Source organism: Listeria cornellensis FSL F6-0969, assembly GCF_000525855.1.
Taxonomy (GTDB): Bacteria; Bacillota; Bacilli; order Lactobacillales; family Listeriaceae; genus Listeria_A; species Listeria_A cornellensis.
Window position 1 is genome coordinate 27,397 of record NZ_AODE01000005.1, and the last position, 19,628, is coordinate 47,024.

Here is a 19,628-nt window from a genome sequence, read left to right on the forward strand (position 1 = left end):
GCTTTTCTGCTTTTTTTAAAGGGAGAGATGGGAAATGAATAAAAAGAAAATTATTAATTTATTAGAGACAATCGCGTTATATATGGAGTTAAAAGGTGAAAACTCTTTCAAAATATCAGCATTTCGTAAGGCAGCACTCGCATTGGAACAAGATGAACGCAGTCTTTCAGAAATCGAGGACTTTACAAAGATTGCGGGAATTGGTAAATCAACAGCTGTTATTATTCAAAATTATCTAGAAACTGGCGAGTCAGAGGAGTTAGAGTCGCTGATGAAAGAGGTTCCAGAAGGGTTGGTGCCACTTTTGAAAGTGCCTGGACTTGGTGGGAAAAAGTTATCTCGTTTGTATCAGGAGCTTGGTGTTGTTGATCGTGACTCGCTTCTTGCCAAAGCGGAGGATGGTAGCATTTCTGCGTTGAAGGGATTTGGACAGAAGTCTGTTGATAAAATGGTGGAGGCTGTTCAAGAAATGGGCGAACGTCCGGACCGATATCCACTGAATGATGTGTTGCCAATTGCAAAAAGTCTGGAAGCTTATTTAGCTGGAATTCCCGAAATTATAAGGTTTTCGCATGCGGGAAGTTTCAGAAGGTTGCGGGAAACGGTGAAGGATTTGGATTTTGTGATTGCAACGGATCAACCGGATGCTGTAGCCAAGCAACTTTTAGCGATTGAAACGATTGATCAAGTGATTGCGGCTGGGGATACGAAGGTTTCGGTGGAATTGAATGATGTTATCAAAATTTCTGTGGATTTCCGAATGGTCGCGCCGGCTGAATTTGTCAGTACGCTACATCATTTTACGGGCTCAAAAAAATCATAATATCCGGATGCGTCAAATCGCCAAGCAACGAGACGAGAAAATCAATGAGTATGGCGTGGAAGACGAGGTTGGAAACGTGAAGCAGTTTGAGACGGAGGAAGCGTTTTTTGCGCATTTTGATATACCATTTTTACCGCCTGAGATAAGACGTGATGGTACGGAGATTGATCGAATCAAAGCGGATACTGCGTTCGTGCAACTTGCGGATATAAAAGGTGATTTGCATATGCATACGACGTGGTCCGATGGTGCGTATTCGCTCTCTGAAATGATTGAAGCGTGTATCGCGAAGGGTTACGAATACATGGTGATAACGGATCATGGGCAGTTTTTGAAAGTGGCGAATGGTTTGACCGAGGAACGGATTCGGAAGCAGCAAGCGGAGATTAGGACATACAATGAGCAGTATTCAGAAATTGAGATTTTATCGGGAATCGAAATGGATATTTTGCCGGATGGAACGCTCGATTTTGACGATGATTTGCTGAAAGATTTGGATTTTGTGATTGCTTCGATTCATTCTAGTTTTTCACAATCAGAGGAAGAGATCATGAATCGTCTGCGAGTGGCTTGTGAAAATCCTTACGTCCACTTGATTGCGCATCCGACAGGGCGAGTTATTGGTCGTCGTGATGGGTATCGTGTGAACGTGGAGGAATTGATTGCATTGGCTGCGAAAACTGGAACAGCTCTTGAACTCAACGCGAACCCACAACGACTAGATTTGACGGCGAAGTATTTAGAGCTTGCGGCAGAGCATCACGTGCCAATTGCGATTAATACAGATGCACATGATACAAAACATCTTGATTTCATGGAGATTGGTGTTCGAGCAGCGACCAAGGGGTGGCTACGTAAAGAAAATGTATTAAATACGATGGGAAAAGAGGATTTTCTCGCGTTTATTAAAAATAATCGTCCGTAATGGAAGGACGCTAACTGGAGTTAAAATAATATGAGTAAAAAAGTAGAAACGATTTTAGAATTCGATAAAATAAAGCAGCAACTCCTCGAATTTGCTTCTTCTGCGCTAGGTGAAGAGGCCATTCGAGCGCTAGAACCAACGTCGGATATAGATAAAGTGAAATTAGCGCAACGTGAAACCGAAGAAGGTGCAAAAGTCATTCGTTTACGCGGAGCTGCACCGATATCTGGGGTTTATGATGTAGCTGGACATATGAAACGTCTTGAAATAGGTGGGGATTTAAGTGGTTTGGAACTTTATCAAACCGGAAGTAATCTTCGTGTCAGTCGTTTAATGAAGCAATTTGTTGATGGTCTCGTAGAACAAGGTGTTGAAATCGAGTTGTTGGATGAACTTGCGGGGAAACTTGTGCCAATGCGCGATACGGAAGATACGATTGCGCTGACAGTGGATGAAGCTGGTGAAATTTTGGATACGGCAAGTGAGGCTTTACGTAATATTCGGCAAACATTGCGTCGTACGGAAGGTCGTGTTCGTGAACGCTTAGAGCAATATTTACGCGATAAAAATGCGTCGAAAATGTTGAGTGATACAGTTATTACGATTCGAAACGATCGCTATGTTTTACCAGTAAAACATGAATATAAGGGGCATTATGGCGGAATTGTGCATGATCAATCGGCATCGGGCCAAACGCTATTTATCGAGCCGCAAAGCGTGGTGGATATGAACAATGAACGCCGTACTTTACAGGCAAAAGAGAAGCAGGAAATTGAACGTATTTTAGCGGAGGTTTCTGCGGTGTTAGCAGAATTCATCACCGAAATTCGGCAAAATACCTACGTCTTAGCGCGATTCGATTTTATTTTTGCGAAGGCACGGTTTGGTAAGTCGATGAAAGGGATTACGCCACGGATTAATCAAGATGGTATTGTGAAACTTCTGAATGCCCGCCATCCGCTACTCGACCCTGAAGCGGTTGTTAGCAATGATATCCTGCTTGGTGGGGATTATCGTGCGATGCTGATTACGGGGCCAAATACTGGTGGGAAAACGATTACACTGAAAACGCTAGGTTTGCTTACTTTGATGGCACAAGCTGGATTGCAAGTTCCTGCAGAGGAAGAATCGGAAATTGCTGTTTTCTCACAAGTTTTTGCGGATATTGGGGATGAACAGTCAATTGAGCAGAGTTTGAGTACGTTCTCCTCGCATATGACGAACATTGTATCGATCCTTGACAAAATGGATGCCGATTCCCTGATTCTATTTGATGAGCTTGGGGCGGGAACGGATCCGCAAGAAGGGGCCGCGCTTGCGATTGCAATTCTTGATGCGGTGGCAGCCAAACAAGCGAGTGTTGTTGCGACGACACATTATCCTGAGCTAAAAGCGTACGGTTATAATCGCGAATTTGCGACGAATGCATCGGTGGAGTTTGATGTTGAGACATTGAGCCCGACTTACCGCTTATTGATTGGCGTACCTGGGCGAAGTAACGCTTTTGCGATTTCGCGTCGTCTTGGTCTTAGTGAAGCGGTTATTGAAGATGCTAGAAGTCTCGTAGACACGGAAAGCGCTGATTTGAACGATATGATTTCGAGTTTGGAAGAGAAGCGTAAGGCTGCGGAATTGGAGTACGAAGAAGCGTATCAAATGAGCCGCGATGCTGAAAAACTGCAAAAAGACCTTCAAAAAGAGATTATTGCATATCATGATAAAAAGGATAAATTGCTTGAAAAGGCAAACGAAAAAGCAGCAGGTGTTATTGAAAAAGCGGAAGTCGAGGCCGAAGCGATTATTCAAGAGTTGCGCCAAATGCAACTTCAAGGTGCGGCAGGGCTCAAAGAACATGAACTGATCGAGATGAGAAGCCGTCTCAATCAAGTGAAGCCAAAAACGATTCAGGAAAAAAGTCGTCCATGATGTGCCAAAAGTGGCGCATAAGTTTGCACAAGGAGACCAAGTACGAATTTTGTCATTAGGGCAAAAAAGGGGGTGCTTCTAAATCGTGTGAATAGTAAAGAATGGAACGTTCAAATCGGGATCATTAAAACGAAAGTGAAGGAAGCGGATCTTGAGTATATGAAACCAGAGCAACCGAAGAAATTGCGCCATGTGACAACGGTGAGAAGTGATAATTCTGTGACAAAAACCGAGCTTGATTTGCGTGGCGTTCGGTATGAAGATGCGCTACAACAGGTGGATAAATATATCGATGCGGCCTTGCTCGCAGGTTACCACCAAGTCAGCATCATTCACGGTAAAGGAACGGGTGCGCTACGACAAGGGGTTACCGAATTTCTGAAACACCACCGGATGGTGAAGTCGATTCGATTCGGAGCCGCGGCAGAAGGCGGGAACGGGGTAACCATCGCCGAGCTGAAGTAAGATTTTGAGCAGATTATTGGCTCCATATAGAGACGCAGTGCTATACTAACGATACAATATGTGTAAGGAGGTAGAGAAATGGCTATTCAAGAAATTACAGACGCGGATTTCGAAAAAGAAACGAGCGAAGGTTTAGTGCTTACTGATTTCTGGGCAACTTGGTGTGGTCCTTGCCGTATGGTTGCGCCAGTTCTAGAAGAAATTGACGCAGAACAAGGCGACAAATTAAAAATCGTTAAAATGGACGTGGATGCGAATCAAGAAACACCAGGAAAATTTGGTGTAATGAGTATCCCGACATTGCTTATCAAGAAGGACGGCGAAGTGGTGGATACAATTATCGGCTATCGTCCAAAAGAAGAATTAGATGAAGTTTTAGCGAAATATCTATAAAATTTTCGAAGAGCTGGTTAAAAATGAGAGGAAGCGCGATTTAGTTCACGTTTTCCCCTCGTTTTCCTAGCTTTTTTTGTTGCAACAAAGCCGATTTATGCTACACTAAAGAAGAAGTAAAGCAAGACTATGGAGTGATGACAATGACGACAGAACATATCCGAAATAAGCTTGCCTTTTTGCCTGATCAGCCTGGTTGTTATTTGATGAAAGACCAGCAGGGCACGATTATTTATGTCGGTAAGGCAAAGATTTTGAAGAATCGTGTGCGCTCCTATTTTACTGGTTCACATGATGGGAAAACACAACGTTTAGTCCAAGAAATTCGCGATTTTGAATATATCGTGACATCCTCGAACGTCGAGGCGCTGTTGCTCGAAATAAATTTGATTAAAAAGCATGATCCGCGCTACAACATTATGCTAAAAGATGACAAAACCTACCCGTTCATCAAAATTACGAACGAGCGGCATCCGAGATTGATTATTACGCGCAAAGTGAAGCGTGATAAGGGGAAATATTTTGGTCCATATCCGAATGTGTATGCGGCGAATGAGACGAAGAAAATATTGGATCGGTTGTATCCGTTGCGCAAATGTACGACGATGCCGAGCAAGGTGTGTCTGTACTATCATTTGGGGCAGTGTCTCGCGCCATGTGTTTTCAAAGTGGAAGCCGATACGTATAAAACGATGACGGATGAGATTGTTCAATTTTTAAATGGCGGATATAAAGAAGTGAAGCAGGATTTGACGGGAAGAATGCAAAGCGCGGCTGAATCGATGGAATTCGAAAAGGCGGCGGAGTACCGCGATCAAATCACAGCGATTGAAACGACGATGGAAAAACAGAAAATGACAATGAATGATTTCGTGGACCGCGATGTGTTCGGTTACGCGATTGATAAAGGCTGGATGTGCGTGCAAGTGTTCTTCATTCGCCAAGGTAAACTGATTGAACGCGATGTGTCACAATTCCCATTTTATAGCGATGCAGATGAGGATTTCTTAACGTTTATTGGGCAATTTTATCAGAAGGCGAACCATATTCCGCCACAGGAAATTTTTCTTCCGGATGATGTGGACGAAGAGGCGATTCAGGCGTTATTGCCGGATACGAAAATCCTCGTTCCCAAGCGCGGAAATAAGAAAGACCTTGTGAAACTAGCGTACAAAAATGCTGAAATAGCGCTAAATGAGAAGTTTCTGCTACTCGAACGCAATGAAGAACGGACGGTTGGAGCTACGGAAAAACTCGGAGAAGCGATGGGGATTCCGACGCCAAACCGCATTGAGGCTTTTGATAACTCGAATATTTACGGGACAGACCCAGTTTCCGCGATGATTACGTTCCTCGATGGGCGCCCAAGCAAGAATGATTACCGCAAATATAAAATCAAAACCGTTGTGGGACCTGATGATTACGCAACGATGCGCGAAGTGGTGCGTCGTCGGTATTGGCGCGTGCTCAAAGAAGGTTTGCCACTCCCAGATCTCATTTTGATTGATGGTGGGAAAGGTCAGATTGATAGTGCGAAAGATGTGCTAGTCAATGAACTTGGGCTGGATATTCCGGTCGCAGGGCTTGCCAAAGATAGCAAGCACAAAACGAGCCAACTGCTGTTCGGTGATCCACTGGCGGTCGTGCAACTACATCGCAACAGCCAAGAATTCTACCTACTACAACGCATTCAGGATGAAGTCCATCGGTTCGCCATCACATTCCACCGCCAACTACGAAGCAAAACCGGATTTCAATCCTTACTTGATGGCATTCCAGGCGTTGGCCCAGGCCGCAAAAAAGCGATTCTCAAACATTTCGGCTCCATGAAAAAACTAAAAGCCGCATCCGTTGCTGAAATTCAAGAAGCAGGCGTACCGGTAGCCGTTGCCGAAGCAGTCCACGCAAAATTTGCAAAAATGAACGAAGAAAAACCGAAATAGGAGGGGTATTTTTGGGAAGAGTAGTTTTAAAATTCGGCGGAACCTCAGTAGGCACCATCGAAAAAATCAAAAAAAACCGCAGATCAAGCAATCCGCGAATTTGAAAAAGGGAATCAAGTCATCGTAGTCGTTTCCGCAATGGGAAAATCCACAGACAGACTTGTCGACATGGCGCTAGAAATCAGCGAGCACCCAAGCAAGCGCGAAATGGACATGTTGCTTTCGACCGGCGAACAAATCACGATTTCCTTACTATCAATGGCCCTTCACGAGAAAAACTATGAAGCGGTATCGTACACAGGTTGGCAAGCAGGTATCACGACCGAACCAATCGCGAGCAATGCCAGAATTCTAGACATTGACACCGAAACGGTTCAAGATGCACTAGAAAAAGGCCAAATCGTGATTGTTGCAGGGTTTCAAGGTGTCAGTGGAGACGGCGAAATTACGACATTAGGAAGAGGCGGATCAGATACAACAGCCGTCGCGCTTGCCGCTGCCCTAGAAGCCGATAAATGCAGTATTTGCACAGATGTCGTTGGCGTTTTCACAACAGACCCGCGTTACATCAAGAAGGCACGCAAGTTGAGTCGAGTAACCTATGATGAAATGCTGGAACTGGCGAACCTCGGAGCAGGCGTTCTGCACCCAAGAGCAGTGGAGTACGCGAAAAATTACCGTATCCCGCTTGAAGTCCGTGCTAGCCACGAAACCGAAGCAGGAACGATGATTGAGGAGGAAATGACCGTGGAAAATACGAAAGTCGTGCGAGGAATCGCATTTGAAGATAAAATAACCCGCGTGACGATTCACTGGGATAAGAAAGAAAACATGCGCGTATCGAAGGTTTTTACAACGCTTGCCGATCATAATATTGATGTGGACATTATCATCCAAGGCATCACTGGACTTGGCCACGGCAACCTTTCCTTCACGATTAAAACAAAAGCATTACTCGAAACATTAGCCGTGCTAGAAGAGCATCAGGAGACGTTACAGTACGCAAAATTAGAATCCGAGCAGCACTTAGCAAAAGTATCGATTGTTGGATCTGGGATGGTCTCTAACCCAGGAGTCGCAGCCCATATGTTTGAGGCGTTGACGGATAATGATGTCGCGATTAAAATGATCAGTACATCGGAAATCAAGGTTTCGACTGTGGTGGATGAGAAGAAGATGATCAAAGCCGCGCAGGTGTTGCATGATCGGTTTGAGTTGGAGGATTGATTTTGGTGCAATTATTATGCTCATTCGGTAAAGATTGTCGCCAATGAGATCATTAAAATAGCACGAAGCCCACACTGAGTTATGATTGTGAGTTTCGTGCTATTTAATGTTTCCTTACTTACTGTATGCTCAAATGAGGCTTGTGGCATGTTTTTTGATTTGTGCCAATCTAAACTCTTCTTGTTCCGAATGTAGTAGCTATGATATAATGTAATTGATATAGAGAGGAGCGACTGATATGGCAACAGTTAGTATTGATAGACAAATCACCTTGACTGCTGATGATGTAGAGAAACTAGATAAAGCGGTCCCTACGGAGAAATTAAAGCAGGCATTAAGTGCAGAGAGCAAGGCAGCGATGGCGAAAACAAAAGTTACAGAAAGAGTTGTTGCGAGTTGGATGAGAAAGGCATAAGCAAACAATATAAAACGGAGTCTCTGGGCGGTATAATCACAAACCTAATATATGTAATAAAAGAGGAATCACCAGAATTAAGCGATAAAAATGTCAAAAAAGAAGCTAAACGTCGCTTTGTTGCTAGAGTAGATTCTTCTTTTATGTGTGCCAGAAATGCTGATGTTGTGACATTCTTGCGAAACAAAGCCTTTGACAACGAATTGCATCACATGACTAGGACGTATCTCTACACATATAAAGAAGAGTGGCTTGGCTTTTCTACTATTTCAATAAAAATTTTGGATATTAGTAAACTAGAAAAATTAGTAAAGAAAAAACTCATCGCTAGTAGCAAGAGTCCTGATAACATGAATGAGATGCCCGCTTATTTGCTGGCGCAAGTCGCCAAGAATGATATTTGCGCGTTAAAAGGATTCTGTGCTAACGATATTTTAACGCATGCATTACAGGAAATTGATAACGCTCGTGCCTTGGTTGGCGGTAAAATTGTTGTTTTAGATAGTATCAACGTGACTAAAGTAATTAAAAAATATGAATTAGTTGGATTCGTGAAGTTCGGAGAAGTATTTAACGCGCCTAATGAATTACAACCAATGTTCCTTGACTTGAGTAAATAATAAAGCCCCTCCTAGTCCAATTGGATCAACGAGGGGCTTTTGTGTTGAATGTGCGGCAAACATAAAGGTTCGAATACCGTTCTTTCACCTATCGTAAAGAAATGCTTACACCGCAATGTGTTTGACGTTTTTGATTATGTCCTGAGCAGGATTCGAACCTGCGACCGACGGCTTAGAAGGCCGTTGCTCTATCCAGCTGAGCTATCAGGACGCGCTATACAATTTTCACAGCCAAGTATCATTCTATGATTTTTTCGGCGATTTGTCAATGCTTTTAGGCAAACTTTCTAAAAAATATTCATATTACTGCAAGTTTATCCATTTTTAGCGCCCCAATTGTCTTGCCCGCTTGAAAAACTAGTTGTTCTTCACAAGCGGGAATGTTTGCGTTAGTTCGGTTAATTCGACATCATCAATCGTCATAAAACGAATCGTCACGCCTTTATCTGTTGCGTCAATCAATGCATACGTCTTATCTTGAACGCGTCCTCTTGGAAGAGAAATGCTTCCAGGATTCAAAATAATCGTGTTATCCAGCATATCAACGCCTAATTCATGCGAATGACCAAAGAAAACAAAATCAGCGTTCAATTCACGCGCGCGATAACGCAGGTTCATCAATGTCATCTTGATATTATACAAATGACCATGTGTCGTGAAAATACGATAACCATCAACGACACCAACCCAATCATTCGGATAATCCGAGCCGAAGTCACAGTTTCCCCCGAACTGTATGGAATCCTTGCATCGCGGGATCGTCTTTTTCAAGCTCAGAATCGCCACAATGAATCATCGCATCAACATTTCCTTCATATTTTTCCTTCAAATGGATGAGACAGTCGCGTTCATGATGACTGTCACTGACTACTAGTAATTTCAAATTATTCTCCCCCATCTTCTTACACTTTCTTATTATACAATCTTTTCTAGCAATTGGTCTATATTTTTCGCAACTTTTTCTAAAGCTTTTGCGCGATGGCTCATTTTGTTTTTCTGTTCGGGGCTAATTTCAGCCATGGATTTATCAAACTCTGGCAAGTAGAAGAGGGGATCATAGCCGAAACCATTTTCTCCTTGCGCGGCGGTTAATATTTGTCCAGCACATTCGCCAGTGAAGAATTCCGTCGCCTCGCCAGGAAAAGCAATAGCAAGCGTACAATGAAACTTGGCTTGGCGCGCATCGTTTGGCACGCCTGTGAGCTCTCTCAACAGTTTTTCGTTATTGTCGGCATCATTATGCTGATTCCCGGCATAACGCGCAGAGTACACGCCTGGCGCGCCATCTAACGCATCGACAATCAGACCAGAATCATCACCAATCACGACTTGCCCGATTCGTTCCGCCACGGTTTCTGCTTTCAACGCTGCATTCTCAGCAAACGTCGTACCAGTCTCCTCAATATCACCGATTTCTGGAAAATCCGCCAATGTCAAAATTTCAATGCCGTGCGCGCCGAAAAGTTTCTCGAATTCCCGAGCTTTGCCGACGTTGTTCGTTGCAATCACAAGCTTCTTCATTCCGCAGCGCCTCCAATCAAGCCAGCCGTCGCGCCCAGAATATCCTTTTGCAAAGCGACTAATTCCTGAATTCCTTTTTTACCAAGCGCCAAAAGTTCGCTCAGTTCTTCCTCTGAAAAAGTAGCTTCCTCGCCGGTTCCTTGCAACTCCACAAAGCGCCCAGCACCAGTCATCACGAGATTCATATCCACCGCTGCCGCACTATCTTCCACATAATTCAAATCAAGCGCGGTATCGCCATTTTCAAGCAAGCCAACACTCGTCGCAGCCAGAAAATCCTTGACTGGAAATTTCGCAAAAGGGATAGCTTCATGTAACTTACCAATCGCAATCACCATCGCCACAAATGCGCCAGTAATCGAGGCTGTACGCGTGCCGCCATCCGCCTGAATCACGTCACAATCCAACCAAATCGTCCGTTCGCCCAAAGCGTCCAAATCAACTACGGCGCGCAAAGAACGACCAATCAAGCGTTGAATCTCCATCGTCCGACCAGTCACTTTTCCCTTCGAAGACTCGCGAATATTTCGGCGTTCCGTCGCACGAGGCAACATCGCGTACTCTGCTGAAACCCAGCCACGGCCTTCCCCGCGCATGAAAGGTGGCACACGATCTTCCACAGAAGCAGAACAAATCACTTTCGTATCACCAACCGTAATTAAAATCGAGCCTTCCGGATGCTTTATGTACCCAGGAACCATCTCTATTTGACGTAGCTCATCTTTTTCTCTACCGTCGAATCTCATCACGACGCACCCCCTAATTTAATATGTTCCACTTGTATATCCGGAACATCGAGCCAATCTTGCGCAATATCTTGAAAAATGGAGACAGAACCAGTCGTGAAAAACCGATGATTCGCGCCAATTTCGTCATGGTCCAGCAAATCATGATAATCAAGTAAAGCGCTGACCTCACTTGCCGTTTCCTCACCAGAATTAATAACCGCCACATCTGAGCCCATAAAATTCTCAATCAATGTTTTGAGTAGCGGATAATGTGTGCAGCCTAGAATAATCGTGTCTATTTTTGTACTTTTCAGTGGGAGTAGGGATTCCGCAACGATTTTTTTAGCAATCGCGCTTTTATACTCGCGACTTTCAACGACCGATACAAACTTCGGGCACGCAAGCGAATCCACTTCGACACGGCGATTTAGACCTTTCAAAGCTTTGGGATACGCCATACTTTGCACCGTTCCAATTGTACCGAGGACGCCAATTCGGTTGTTTTGCGTTGCTTTCAAAGCCGCACGGGAACCCGGTTGAATAACACCAATAACTGGAATGTCTAGTTGTGCCCGAATATCTGTCAAAGCTGCCGCTGTCGCTGTATTACATGCGATAACGAGCATTTTTATATTGCGATCTACGAGGAAATTCGTCATCTCCCACGTAAACTGATTCACTTCTTGACTGTCACGCGGTCCATACGGGCAACGTGCGGTGTCACCTAGATAATATATTTGTTCGTGGGGCAGCTGTTTCAGGACCTCTTTGACAACCGTCAGTCCACCAACGCCCGAATCAATAAAACCAATTGCTCTTTTCACACGTCTCGCCTCAATTTCTATATTTTCATCTTCCTATAAGTATACTACAGTTTTGGATTATACTCTCCATTTTCTTATTTTTTCACCGTTTTCGCAAGTTTTTTTGCCGATTTTATAGTTTTTTTTACGAATTTTGTAGGTTGATGTTTCTATTTTGGTGATTTTCTGGGTATAATAAGTGGAGAAGAAAGCGGGGTACTGTGAATGACAGAAAATAATGAAGTTGTAAATGAAAAAATGATACCGGTTTTTGGATACGAATTAATTCGTGACACGCTATTGCCGAATGTGCTAGGTGAAGAAACGCCACACATCCTATATTGGGCAGGAAAAGAACTTGCACGCAAATATCCACTGGAAACGCTAGAGGAACTTGCTGACTTTTTCCAAAAAGCATCGTTTGGCGACTTAGAAGTGAGCAGCGAGAAAAAAGATGAAATGCATATTTTATTGCGTGGCGAAATGATTGCGCTCCGCTTGACGAATGACAGCAACGCAACGTTCAAGCTAGAAGCCGGCTTTATTGCAGAACAAATACAGCACCAGAAGAAATTGTATTCAGAAAGCTATGAAGAAGTAGACAAACGCAAGAAAACCGTGAAAATCATCGTGAAATGGGACCGCAAAGAGAGCGTTTCAGACGACGAAATTGTAAGTTAATACGACGACAGGTATTCTGATTTCATATAGAGTACCTGTTTTTATGGAGGCGTGGCTGATGAAAATACCGAAAACGAATGTCGGCAGAATTTTGGATCAACGGAAAATACCATACGAACTCTATCAAATCCCGTTTCAAGATAAGCATGTGGACGCGGTAACCGTCGCGCTGGATCTCGATTTACCGCCAGATAAAATCTACAAAACACTCGTGACAAAAGGCGATAAAACAGGTGTTGTGGTTGCATGCATTCCAGGAAATCAAGAACTAGATTTAAAACTACTAGCCAAGGCAAGTGAAAATAAAAAAAATGGAGATGCTACCAATGAAGGATTTAGAAAGTGTCACAGGATACATACGTGGCGGTTGTTCACCGATTGGTATGAAGAAACTGTTTCCAACTTTTATCGCGGATGCTGCTGAATCACAAGAAAGCATCCTGATATCAGCTGGCAAGCGCGGATTTCAAGTAGGCGTGAATCCGCAAGCCTTGGCGGAAGTAGTGCCGGCACAGTTTGTAGCGATTAGTCGAGATAGGTAGACAAAAAAAGATCCGAATCAAGTAGACTCAGATCTTTTCGTATTAATGAAGGAGGAAGAGGGATTCGAACCCCCGCGCGGTCTTACCCGCCTGTCGGTTTTCAAGACCGATCCCTTCAGCCAAACTTGGGTATTCCTCCATAAGCACAAGAACTATTGTATCACGATTTCTTTCGTTTGCCAATACCTAAATGAAAAAAATTTGTATGAATAGTAATCGCGAGGAGATATGTTCATTTTTGTATGATAGTCGAGACATCAATGATAATATACATGACAAAAAAAATGTTGCATCTTACTACAAATAAAAGTACAATGAAGATATGTCTTATAACCAAAAGGTGGAGCGTAAATGCATGAAAAGCTGATATCTAATGAGATTACGAAACTTTTTTCAAAGGAAATTTTCCGTTTTGCTGAGTTCTGGTTTGATAATTACTACGCAACAGACATTGACGACCTCGTTTTAGAAGAACACCCTGAATTCGTGCAACTATACCGAACGACGATTGTCAAAACCGTATCAAGCGGTTTGCGGGGCATTAGTGGCGGCGGATATTCCCAATTGGATTACTACAACCTTGGAAAAACGGAAGCGCAAAACGGACTTACAGCAGAAGATGCACTACGAAATCGCGGTTCCTTTGAAGCTGCAATGGAAGCCTTTTTATGGAAGCGTAAGAAAGAAAGCGCAATGGACGTTACGGAGCAAGAAATAAATTATTATTTGGATGAATTAACCGCATTCCACGATATTATTATGCCGGTTATTTTGCAAGGGTATAGTGATTATGCGAAGAAATAGAACGATTAAAAGCTAGTTCCCACATAATCAGGGAGCTAGCTTTTGTTAATGAACTTACTTTATTTTCAGGTCTTTATATATGTACAGCATCAAAAAGACAAAACTAATACAAAAAAAGATAATGGGAATAGGCATTAGACCAGTACCCAGTAAATTCGGATATGGATCGCCGTCAATAATTCCACCCTCAATCGCTATTTTCTTCACGAAATTAATAGCCTGTACAAAAAATAGCAAAATGAAGCCTATAATACCACTAGTGTAAAAATACTTAAAATACATAGTTACCTCCTGTTTTTAATTCTTATTCAAAGAACTAATCTCATGATACCACTGAAATAAGGAAATATAAACAAAATAAAACTAGCAAGGAGAAAACCTCACCAGTCATATTGTTATGCATTAACCGCACTAGGATCCATATAAAGCACTTCCCACAAATGCCCATCAATATCTTGAAAACTCCAACTATACATAAAACCTTCATCCATCTTCTCATTCGACGTTGTTCCGCCTGCTGCAAGGGCTTTTTCAACAAATTGGTCAACTTCTGCGCGACTACTTACCGAAATCGACATAATTGCCTCCGTAATCATTTTCGAGTCAGCGATAGATTTCTTCGTAAAGTTTTGGAAAAATTTCTCCACGAGCAGCATCACGAACGCGCCCTCATTTATAATCATACAGGTTGCGTTTTCGTCTGTGAATTGCGGATTAAACTCAAAGTCAAGCGCCGTATAGAACGCAATCGACTTATCTAAATCCGATACTGCTAAATTAACAAAAAGCAAATTTGGTTGTTCAGCCATCTTTATACCCTCCTTTAATTTATCTTTATTAGTATACCCCGATTCAGGATTTCAACTCACGAATAAAAGCATCCAGTCGGTCCGTACTTTGCACATGCGCACTACAAGCGAGGCTATCAGCGCAGATATACTGTCCGATGGCGCGGAAATTATCTGTATTTCCTTTTGCTTTAATATCCGCTTTAAACAAACCGACACGCTCATTCTGATGACAAAAAGCGCAGATGCCTTTCTTTGAGACAGGGGTAAAGCTACCTTGGACACCAGTTAATTGCCCATCATGCTTGGCAATAATGAACTTCTTCTGAGCGCCGGTATCGTTCCACCCTAGAAATACAAGTCGTTCCATTTTCGTATCAGGCAGGGTAGGGGCCTTCAATTTTTTTTGCTTTCGGGAACAATTTTTTCACCGTCGTATCCGTCACAACAGGGAAGGGCAACAGAAACTCCTGCAACCGCTCGTCAAAATGACCAAGCTCCTCCTCCGAATGAATATGAAAAATCTCCCCAATCAACTGTTCTTGCTCAGGTTCCAACGATTCAAAAACTGCTTGAGCCTTGTCGATACATGAGAACCGCAACGCATTTTTAACCCCTTCATCGTTCGTATTTTGCGCGCCATAAAAAGCATTCATCGCTTGCTTTAAAATAAAATGATAATTAGCATTCGTCATAAAAGCTTGCATTTTTTACATCTCCTTCTGTGTCCCGTGGAAGAAAAATCGCTCCGTCAAAGCGACAATTTGATCTTCCAGGATACCTTCTTTTAATAAATAGTCAAAAATAGCCGGATCGAATAAATGGATAAAATACGAAATCAAAAAGGGGGTAGGATAAACAGGATCCATCAAGCGCTGTGTCTGCAGATGTTTAAACAAAACGCCAAGCTCTCCTAATATATGCTCGAAAATACGCACAAGTTCCGTCGTTCCCGTCATATCAGGCTTATTCCGCAGCACAAAAATAAAATAAGGATTTCGGATAATCATCCGAATTAATGTTTTCAATTTCATCAAACTATCATCCACGTTAATCATCGTTTCCCGCATCATCTGCAAAAAATTCTGCGCATTGCGTTCCATGATACGCGCGATAATCGCATCTTTATTTGAAAAATGATTGTACAGCGTTCCTTTTGAAATTCCAACAGCAAGTGCGAGTTCATCCATATTCAGTTGGCTGTCCGCCGTTTGAAATAACATATTTTCCGCCTGCGCTAGTATAAGTTGTTCTCGGTCGTACTTTTGCTGTTCCTTCCAATTCATTTAGAGGCCACCTTCATACATCGAGTCATATTTTGACTTCGGAGTCATTTTTTAATACAGTATAGAACCAAATCGGAGAAATGTCAAGAAGCTCTAGTCACAAGCGCCAAAATTTGATAGGATAGTAGAAAAAGAAAAAGGGGGCGTGACAAATGTCAAATCAAACGGGGAATCTCACCTTCCAGCAAGGCGTGAAGGATTGCATTCCAACATTATTAGGCTACATAAGTATTGGTATAGCGGCAGGTGTTGCTGGCATTGCGGCGAATTTGAGCATTTTAGAAGTTACCTTATTGGCGATTTTTGTCTATGCAGGCGCCGCACAATTCATTATTTGCGCCATGTTATTAACGAACAGCACCACATTAGCCATCATTATCACGACATTTATCGTCAACTTTAGACATTTTCTGTTAGGCGCAACACTAGCACCGCACTTCCAGAAAGACTCAATGCTCAAAAATATCGGAATCAGCCTCCTTGTCACAGATGAATCCTTTGGCGTGGCAGCGATGAAACTGGCGAAAAAAGAGCCTATTTACGCGTCGTGGATGAATGGATTAAACATAACCGCGTATCTCGTCTGGATTGCCTCCTGCGCACTCGGGGCTCTCGTCGGGAAATTAATCCCTAACCCAGCGGTATTCGGTCTTGATTTTGCGCTCACAGCCATGTTTGTTGCACTATTCGTATTCCAACTACAAAGCGTACCAAAATCAAAATTGCGCCACATCGCATTTCTAATCCTATACATGCTTATTTTCATGATAGGCCTGTCCTTTATCGTCTCAACAAACGTTGCCGTCGTGCTATCCACGCTCATTGTTGCAACCATTGGGGTGGTGACCGATCGATGAGCATCAGCTACGGATTTATTCTCATGCTGCTAGGTTGTTCTCTCGTAACCGCCATCCCGCGAATGCTACCGTTTCTAGTTATGCGTAACATGCAAATTTCCGAGCCCGTTCTAAAATGGCTAAGCTACATCCCGCTCTGTATTTTCAGCGCACTTATCATGGAAAGTTTCATGACAAACGGGGCACAGGGATTTCAAGTTCACTGGCTAGAACTGGTGGCCGTCATCGCAACGCTTATTATTTCCCTAATCACGCGCAGTTTACTATGGACAGTTATTTTAGGCGTGGTCATAATGGCGCTACTTCGCCTCATTTTTTGACAGTTTCTGATGTGAAATACAATAAAAACTTGCATTATTCCCAAATTCATGGTATTATAGATACCGTTGTTAAAATAACATTATCGGTGGCGGAATAGGTAGACGCATTTAGTTGCAAAGAACTTCGAAGCAAAGCAACATTAATAAAGTACATTTAAACAAGTTAAGATTTAAATATGAGTTTGTGTGGTGCAAATCCACACCCGATGATCAATAAAAAAGACTAGCGATTTCAACCATCGCTAGTCTTTTTTATGAGGAAATTTCAAAAAAACAAGATAGACAATCGTTTGAATCACCATAAAACAAACAACAAAGTAACCCATCTCATACGAAAACGCATCGATCATCTGCTGTATAGAATAAATCGGCTCTGTAAATAGGTAAACAGAATGCAACCTCGCAAAACGCCCCAAATAAATCGCGTATCCAGACAATGCTGCAATCCCTACAAATGTCGACCAATAAACAAGGGCTCGCGTCGATTTACAACGAATCATCCACTCATCCAACATCCATTTGAGCGAAACAAACCCAGTATAGAGTCCAAAACAAACACCCACGGTCAGCGCAGTAAAACGTCCCCAAATATACGGATCACTCGAGAATACACCCGTCCCAGCGACGTTCACCCGCAAACCCTCCAAATGAAAGAAATCAGTCAACAAATACGGCGCATTCGGAAAGAACAGTAACCATAAAAAAGCAATGGGCCAAAATAGATAAGCTTTGCGCTGTTTTCCATAAACAAAGGCTGCTAATTCAAGCGGAATATAAGCCAATGAAACATTCAGAATCATAAAGTAATACCCGTCCAAAATAAACATAATATACAATAAATACATCACAAAAAAAAGCTCTACACCATTTCATCATACAAAGTCATTCCTCCTCTATAATAGCATACCAATCCAAGCAGTCCAAAAACTTCAATGTACGTGACAAAATTGTAATACTAGCATAAAAAAGAACGGTAGCAGTAAAAACCACCGTTCGCAACTATTATACCGTTAATGAAACCAAAAGGATATCTTTTTTCGAGATATCTAAAAATGGTAATTTCACGCGTGTATCTAAGCAATAAGCATTATATAGAACTGGTTTTAAAGCTGTTTTTTTTGTTGTCAATCGTTCCAATAAAGCGATGAATCTCTTGATACAGCGTCTCAGGGTGTTTCAGCGAGGCAATCTTCGCATCGATGCGATTCTGACTGACATTCACATTCGAAACTTTAATAGCTGCATCAAAATCAGCATTAATCGATGCACGAGTTAGCTCTACCTGCGTATAGCCGTTGTCTGCCCAGTCAATCTCAAGAATATGACAATCATCTAAAATCAAGAAATCACCAGTCCAAAGCTTGCCGTCTATTTCCACGACCATCCGCGTGTTAGCGAAAAGCTCCTTATTACCATATTTCTTCAAAACATAGTCAAACATTTGTAAATGCGCGATATCATTTGTCATGTTAACATCTCCTTCATGCCTCTATTCTAACATGTTGTGATTAGGTGAACAAGTGTTAAAAGTGCTAAATAACGCAAAAATGACATCAGCGAGTAGCATTTTTGGGAATTCTAGAATGACTCATGTATAATGGAATTATATGAGAAGAGGTGGGGTACGATGCATACAGAAGTGAAGGTAGAAACGCATGATCAAATACCGTTACACGTACATATTTGGGAGAAAGTTTCAGAATCAATCGGTATTGTTCAAATTATTCACGGTATGGCAGAACACGGCGCGAGGTACAGCCAGTTTGCCGAATATTTAAACACACAAGGATTTATTGTGATTGCCGATGATCATCGCGGATTTGGTAAGAGTGCGGGGGATTCCGCGGAGCTTGGACATCTCCCTTTCCCAGACGGATTTGAGGCGATGGTGGCGGACGAAGAAGTAGTGGCTGCCTTTATCAAAACGCGTTACCCGAATCTTCCACATCTTCTTTTTGGCCACAGTATGGGAAGTTTTGTCACGCGTGTCTTGATTACACGGTATGGCGTAGACGCAGCGATTTTGGCAGGGAGTGGCCTACAACCAGACCCACTTTTGAAATCAGGCTTGTTCTATGCCAAACTACGCGCACGAAAAAATGATACCAAACGTAGCAAAATTCTGCATAAATTATCATTCTACGGTTTCAATCGTGAATTTATTGCAGAAAAGCATCCATTTAGCTGGCTTTCTCGGGATAAGGCGGTGCATGAAGATTACATGGAAGATCCATTTGGTGGGCAAGTCGTTGGCTCTCTAGGTTTCTATCATAGCCTGCTTCGAGGTGTGGAGCAGTCACAAAATCCGGAAACAATCTTGAAAACGCCAAAAAGCCTCCCGTTACTGCTTATTTCAGGAAGTAAAGATCCAGTTGGTCACCTTGGAAAAGATGTGCCGAAATTAGCCGTTAAATTTGAAAAAGCAGGGGTGCAAGATGTGACGTTAAAAATATATGAGGACGCGCGCCATGAACTAACAAATGAGATTAATAAAGAGCAGGTTTTTGAAGATGTCGTTTCTTGGTATAAAAAGTATGTAGCGACTGATAAATAGTAGTAAA

General features: G+C 42.6%; 19 protein-coding genes, 2 tRNA genes and 5 pseudogenes. 14 read left to right on the plus strand and 12 right to left on the minus strand.

Going from position 1 to position 19,628, the window contains the following annotated elements; translation table 11 throughout:
* Positions 1-34 precede the first annotated feature (34 nt).
* The 7 genes and pseudogenes from polX (at position 35) to PCORN_RS01875 (ending at position 8,737) form a co-directional block, all read left to right on the plus strand.
* A pseudogene (gene polX, locus PCORN_RS01850) lies at positions 35-1,748 on the plus strand (DNA polymerase/3'-5' exonuclease PolX).
* Positions 1,749-1,778: 30 nt separating this feature from the next.
* Positions 1,779-4,139: pseudogene (locus PCORN_RS01855) on the plus strand (endonuclease MutS2).
* A 78-nt stretch (positions 4,140-4,217) separates the two neighbouring features.
* Positions 4,218-4,532, plus strand: a complete 315-nt coding sequence (gene trxA, locus PCORN_RS01860) for a thioredoxin (protein WP_036077069.1) — start codon at positions 4,218-4,220, stop codon at positions 4,530-4,532.
* Between the two features lie 143 nt (positions 4,533-4,675).
* Complete coding sequence (uvrC, locus tag PCORN_RS01865; protein ID WP_036077071.1) at positions 4,676-6,475, plus strand: excinuclease ABC subunit UvrC; 1,800 nt, start codon at positions 4,676-4,678, stop codon at positions 6,473-6,475.
* An 11-nt stretch (positions 6,476-6,486) separates the two neighbouring features.
* Positions 6,487-7,702, plus strand: a pseudogene (locus PCORN_RS01870) (aspartate kinase).
* A 238-nt stretch (positions 7,703-7,940) separates the two neighbouring features.
* On the plus strand, positions 7,941-8,117 hold the full coding sequence (locus tag PCORN_RS19190) for a hypothetical protein (protein WP_159102507.1): 177 nt from the start codon (positions 7,941-7,943) through the stop codon (positions 8,115-8,117).
* Complete coding sequence (locus tag PCORN_RS01875; RefSeq protein WP_051999170.1) at positions 8,099-8,737, plus strand: hypothetical protein; 639 nt, start codon at positions 8,099-8,101, stop codon at positions 8,735-8,737. The genes PCORN_RS19190 and PCORN_RS01875 overlap by 19 nt, the downstream gene beginning before the upstream one ends.
* 137 nt (positions 8,738-8,874) lie before the next feature.
* Here the strand turns inward: PCORN_RS01875 and PCORN_RS01880 are convergent.
* From PCORN_RS01880 to racE, 5 genes and pseudogenes are all read right to left on the minus strand, one after another.
* Positions 8,875-8,948, minus strand: a tRNA-Arg gene (locus tag PCORN_RS01880).
* A 146-nt stretch (positions 8,949-9,094) separates the two neighbouring features.
* A pseudogene (locus tag PCORN_RS01885) lies at positions 9,095-9,620 on the minus strand (metallophosphoesterase).
* 32 nt (positions 9,621-9,652) lie between these two features.
* The gene (locus PCORN_RS01890) at positions 9,653-10,258 is read right to left on the minus strand and encodes an XTP/dITP diphosphatase (protein WP_036077073.1); all 606 of its coding nucleotides are present in this window, start codon (positions 10,256-10,258) and stop codon (positions 9,653-9,655) included.
* A complete protein-coding gene (rph, locus tag PCORN_RS01895; RefSeq protein WP_036077075.1) occupies positions 10,255-11,004 on the minus strand; it encodes a ribonuclease PH in 750 nt (249 codons plus the stop codon). The genes PCORN_RS01890 and rph overlap by 4 nt, the downstream gene beginning before the upstream one ends.
* Positions 11,004-11,810, minus strand: a complete 807-nt coding sequence (gene racE / locus PCORN_RS01900; RefSeq protein WP_036077077.1) for a glutamate racemase — start codon at positions 11,808-11,810, stop codon at positions 11,004-11,006. Before racE ends, rph begins: the two co-directional genes overlap by 1 nt.
* Before the next feature lie 204 nt (positions 11,811-12,014).
* On the opposite strand from racE, the gene PCORN_RS01905 reads away from it, so the two are divergent.
* Genes PCORN_RS01905 through PCORN_RS21050 form a run of 3 tightly spaced genes read left to right on the plus strand, consistent with a single transcriptional unit; the run spans position 12,015 to position 13,012 of the window.
* Positions 12,015-12,470: a YslB family protein gene (locus PCORN_RS01905; protein WP_036077079.1), complete on the plus strand. Its 456-nt coding sequence runs from the start codon at positions 12,015-12,017 to the stop codon at positions 12,468-12,470.
* Between the two features lie 58 nt (positions 12,471-12,528).
* On the plus strand, positions 12,529-12,894 hold the full coding sequence (locus PCORN_RS01910; RefSeq protein WP_338151755.1) for a YbaK/EbsC family protein: 366 nt from the start codon (positions 12,529-12,531) through the stop codon (positions 12,892-12,894).
* Entirely contained in the window at positions 12,797-13,012 is a 216-nt protein-coding gene (locus tag PCORN_RS21050) for a YbaK/EbsC family protein (protein WP_338151756.1), read from the plus strand. The genes PCORN_RS01910 and PCORN_RS21050 overlap by 98 nt, the downstream gene beginning before the upstream one ends.
* A 49-nt stretch (positions 13,013-13,061) precedes the next feature.
* Here the strand turns inward: PCORN_RS21050 and PCORN_RS01915 are convergent.
* A tRNA-Ser gene (locus tag PCORN_RS01915) sits at positions 13,062-13,151 on the minus strand.
* A gap of 212 nt (positions 13,152-13,363) precedes the next feature.
* Here PCORN_RS01915 and PCORN_RS01920 point away from each other — a divergent pair.
* Positions 13,364-13,816 (plus strand): hypothetical protein, encoded by a 453-nt coding sequence (locus tag PCORN_RS01920; protein WP_036077081.1) that lies wholly within the window; start codon positions 13,364-13,366, stop codon positions 13,814-13,816.
* Between the two features lie 395 nt (positions 13,817-14,211).
* Here PCORN_RS01920 and PCORN_RS01930 read toward each other — a convergent pair whose 3' ends face one another.
* The 4 genes from PCORN_RS01930 to PCORN_RS01940 are packed head-to-tail and all read right to left on the minus strand — an operon-like array spanning position 14,212 to position 15,890.
* Positions 14,212-14,625, minus strand: coding sequence for a VOC family protein (locus PCORN_RS01930; protein ID WP_036077086.1), 414 nt, complete (start codon positions 14,623-14,625; stop codon positions 14,212-14,214).
* A gap of 43 nt (positions 14,626-14,668) precedes the next feature.
* The gene (locus PCORN_RS18085) at positions 14,669-15,004 is read right to left on the minus strand and encodes an FBP domain-containing protein (RefSeq protein WP_077913747.1); all 336 of its coding nucleotides are present in this window, start codon (positions 15,002-15,004) and stop codon (positions 14,669-14,671) included.
* Positions 14,982-15,311, minus strand: a complete 330-nt coding sequence (locus PCORN_RS18090) for an elongation factor G-binding protein (protein WP_051999172.1) — start codon at positions 15,309-15,311, stop codon at positions 14,982-14,984. Before PCORN_RS18090 ends, PCORN_RS18085 begins: the two co-directional genes overlap by 23 nt.
* 3 nt (positions 15,312-15,314) lie before the next feature.
* Positions 15,315-15,890 (minus strand): TetR/AcrR family transcriptional regulator, encoded by a 576-nt coding sequence (locus tag PCORN_RS01940; protein WP_036077088.1) that lies wholly within the window; start codon positions 15,888-15,890, stop codon positions 15,315-15,317.
* A 152-nt stretch (positions 15,891-16,042) separates the two neighbouring features.
* Here PCORN_RS01940 and PCORN_RS01945 point away from each other — a divergent pair, with 152 nt between their 5' ends.
* The gene (locus tag PCORN_RS01945) at positions 16,043-16,747 is read left to right on the plus strand and encodes an AzlC family ABC transporter permease (protein WP_036077090.1); all 705 of its coding nucleotides are present in this window, start codon (positions 16,043-16,045) and stop codon (positions 16,745-16,747) included.
* Entirely contained in the window at positions 16,744-17,067 is a 324-nt protein-coding gene (locus tag PCORN_RS01950; RefSeq protein ID WP_036077093.1) for an AzlD domain-containing protein, read from the plus strand. The genes PCORN_RS01945 and PCORN_RS01950 overlap by 4 nt, the downstream gene beginning before the upstream one ends.
* 242 nt (positions 17,068-17,309) lie before the next feature.
* On the opposite strand, the gene PCORN_RS01955 is transcribed toward PCORN_RS01950, so the two are convergent.
* Together PCORN_RS01955 and PCORN_RS01960 are read right to left on the minus strand one after the other, a co-directional pair.
* Positions 17,310-17,912, minus strand: a complete 603-nt coding sequence (locus PCORN_RS01955) for a DUF1361 domain-containing protein (protein ID WP_051999173.1) — start codon at positions 17,910-17,912, stop codon at positions 17,310-17,312.
* Positions 17,913-18,069: 157 nt separating this feature from the next.
* A pseudogene (locus PCORN_RS01960) lies at positions 18,070-18,535 on the minus strand (hypothetical protein).
* Positions 18,536-18,694: 159 nt separating this feature from the next.
* Here PCORN_RS01960 and PCORN_RS01965 point away from each other — a divergent pair.
* Positions 18,695-19,621 carry an alpha/beta fold hydrolase gene (locus PCORN_RS01965; RefSeq protein WP_036077096.1) on the plus strand — a complete coding sequence of 309 codons (927 nt, stop codon included), beginning with the start codon at positions 18,695-18,697 and terminating at the stop codon, positions 19,619-19,621.
* The last annotated feature ends 7 nt before the right edge of the window (positions 19,622-19,628 follow it).

Excerpts from the sequence above, each read along its gene's own strand:
- trxA (WP_036077069.1), top strand. The coding sequence starts at position 4,218 with ATGGCTATTCAAGAAATTACAGACGCGGATTTCGAAAAAGAAACGAGC.
- uvrC (WP_036077071.1), top strand. The coding sequence starts at position 4,676 with ATGACGACAGAACATATCCGAAATAAGCTTGCCTTTTTGCCTGATCAG.
- PCORN_RS19190 (WP_159102507.1), top strand. The coding sequence starts at position 7,941 with ATGGCAACAGTTAGTATTGATAGACAAATCACCTTGACTGCTGATGAT.
- PCORN_RS01890 (WP_036077073.1), bottom strand. The coding sequence starts at position 10,258 with ATGAAGAAGCTTGTGATTGCAACGAACAACGTCGGCAAAGCTCGGGAA.
- rph (WP_036077075.1), bottom strand. The coding sequence starts at position 11,004 with ATGAGATTCGACGGTAGAGAAAAAGATGAGCTACGTCAAATAGAGATG.
- PCORN_RS01905 (WP_036077079.1), top strand. The coding sequence starts at position 12,015 with ATGACAGAAAATAATGAAGTTGTAAATGAAAAAATGATACCGGTTTTT.
- PCORN_RS01910 (WP_338151755.1), top strand. The coding sequence starts at position 12,529 with ATGAAAATACCGAAAACGAATGTCGGCAGAATTTTGGATCAACGGAAA.
- PCORN_RS21050 (WP_338151756.1), top strand. The coding sequence starts at position 12,797 with ATGAAGGATTTAGAAAGTGTCACAGGATACATACGTGGCGGTTGTTCA.
- PCORN_RS01920 (WP_036077081.1), top strand. The coding sequence starts at position 13,364 with ATGCATGAAAAGCTGATATCTAATGAGATTACGAAACTTTTTTCAAAG.
- PCORN_RS01930 (WP_036077086.1), bottom strand. The coding sequence starts at position 14,625 with ATGGCTGAACAACCAAATTTGCTTTTTGTTAATTTAGCAGTATCGGAT.
- PCORN_RS18090 (WP_051999172.1), bottom strand. The coding sequence starts at position 15,311 with ATGCAAGCTTTTATGACGAATGCTAATTATCATTTTATTTTAAAGCAA.
- PCORN_RS01940 (WP_036077088.1), bottom strand. The coding sequence starts at position 15,890 with ATGAATTGGAAGGAACAGCAAAAGTACGACCGAGAACAACTTATACTA.
- PCORN_RS01945 (WP_036077090.1), top strand. The coding sequence starts at position 16,043 with ATGTCAAATCAAACGGGGAATCTCACCTTCCAGCAAGGCGTGAAGGAT.
- PCORN_RS01950 (WP_036077093.1), top strand. The coding sequence starts at position 16,744 with ATGAGCATCAGCTACGGATTTATTCTCATGCTGCTAGGTTGTTCTCTC.
- PCORN_RS01955 (WP_051999173.1), bottom strand. The coding sequence starts at position 17,912 with ATGTATTTATTGTATATTATGTTTATTTTGGACGGGTATTACTTTATG.
- PCORN_RS01965 (WP_036077096.1), top strand. The coding sequence starts at position 18,695 with ATGCATACAGAAGTGAAGGTAGAAACGCATGATCAAATACCGTTACAC.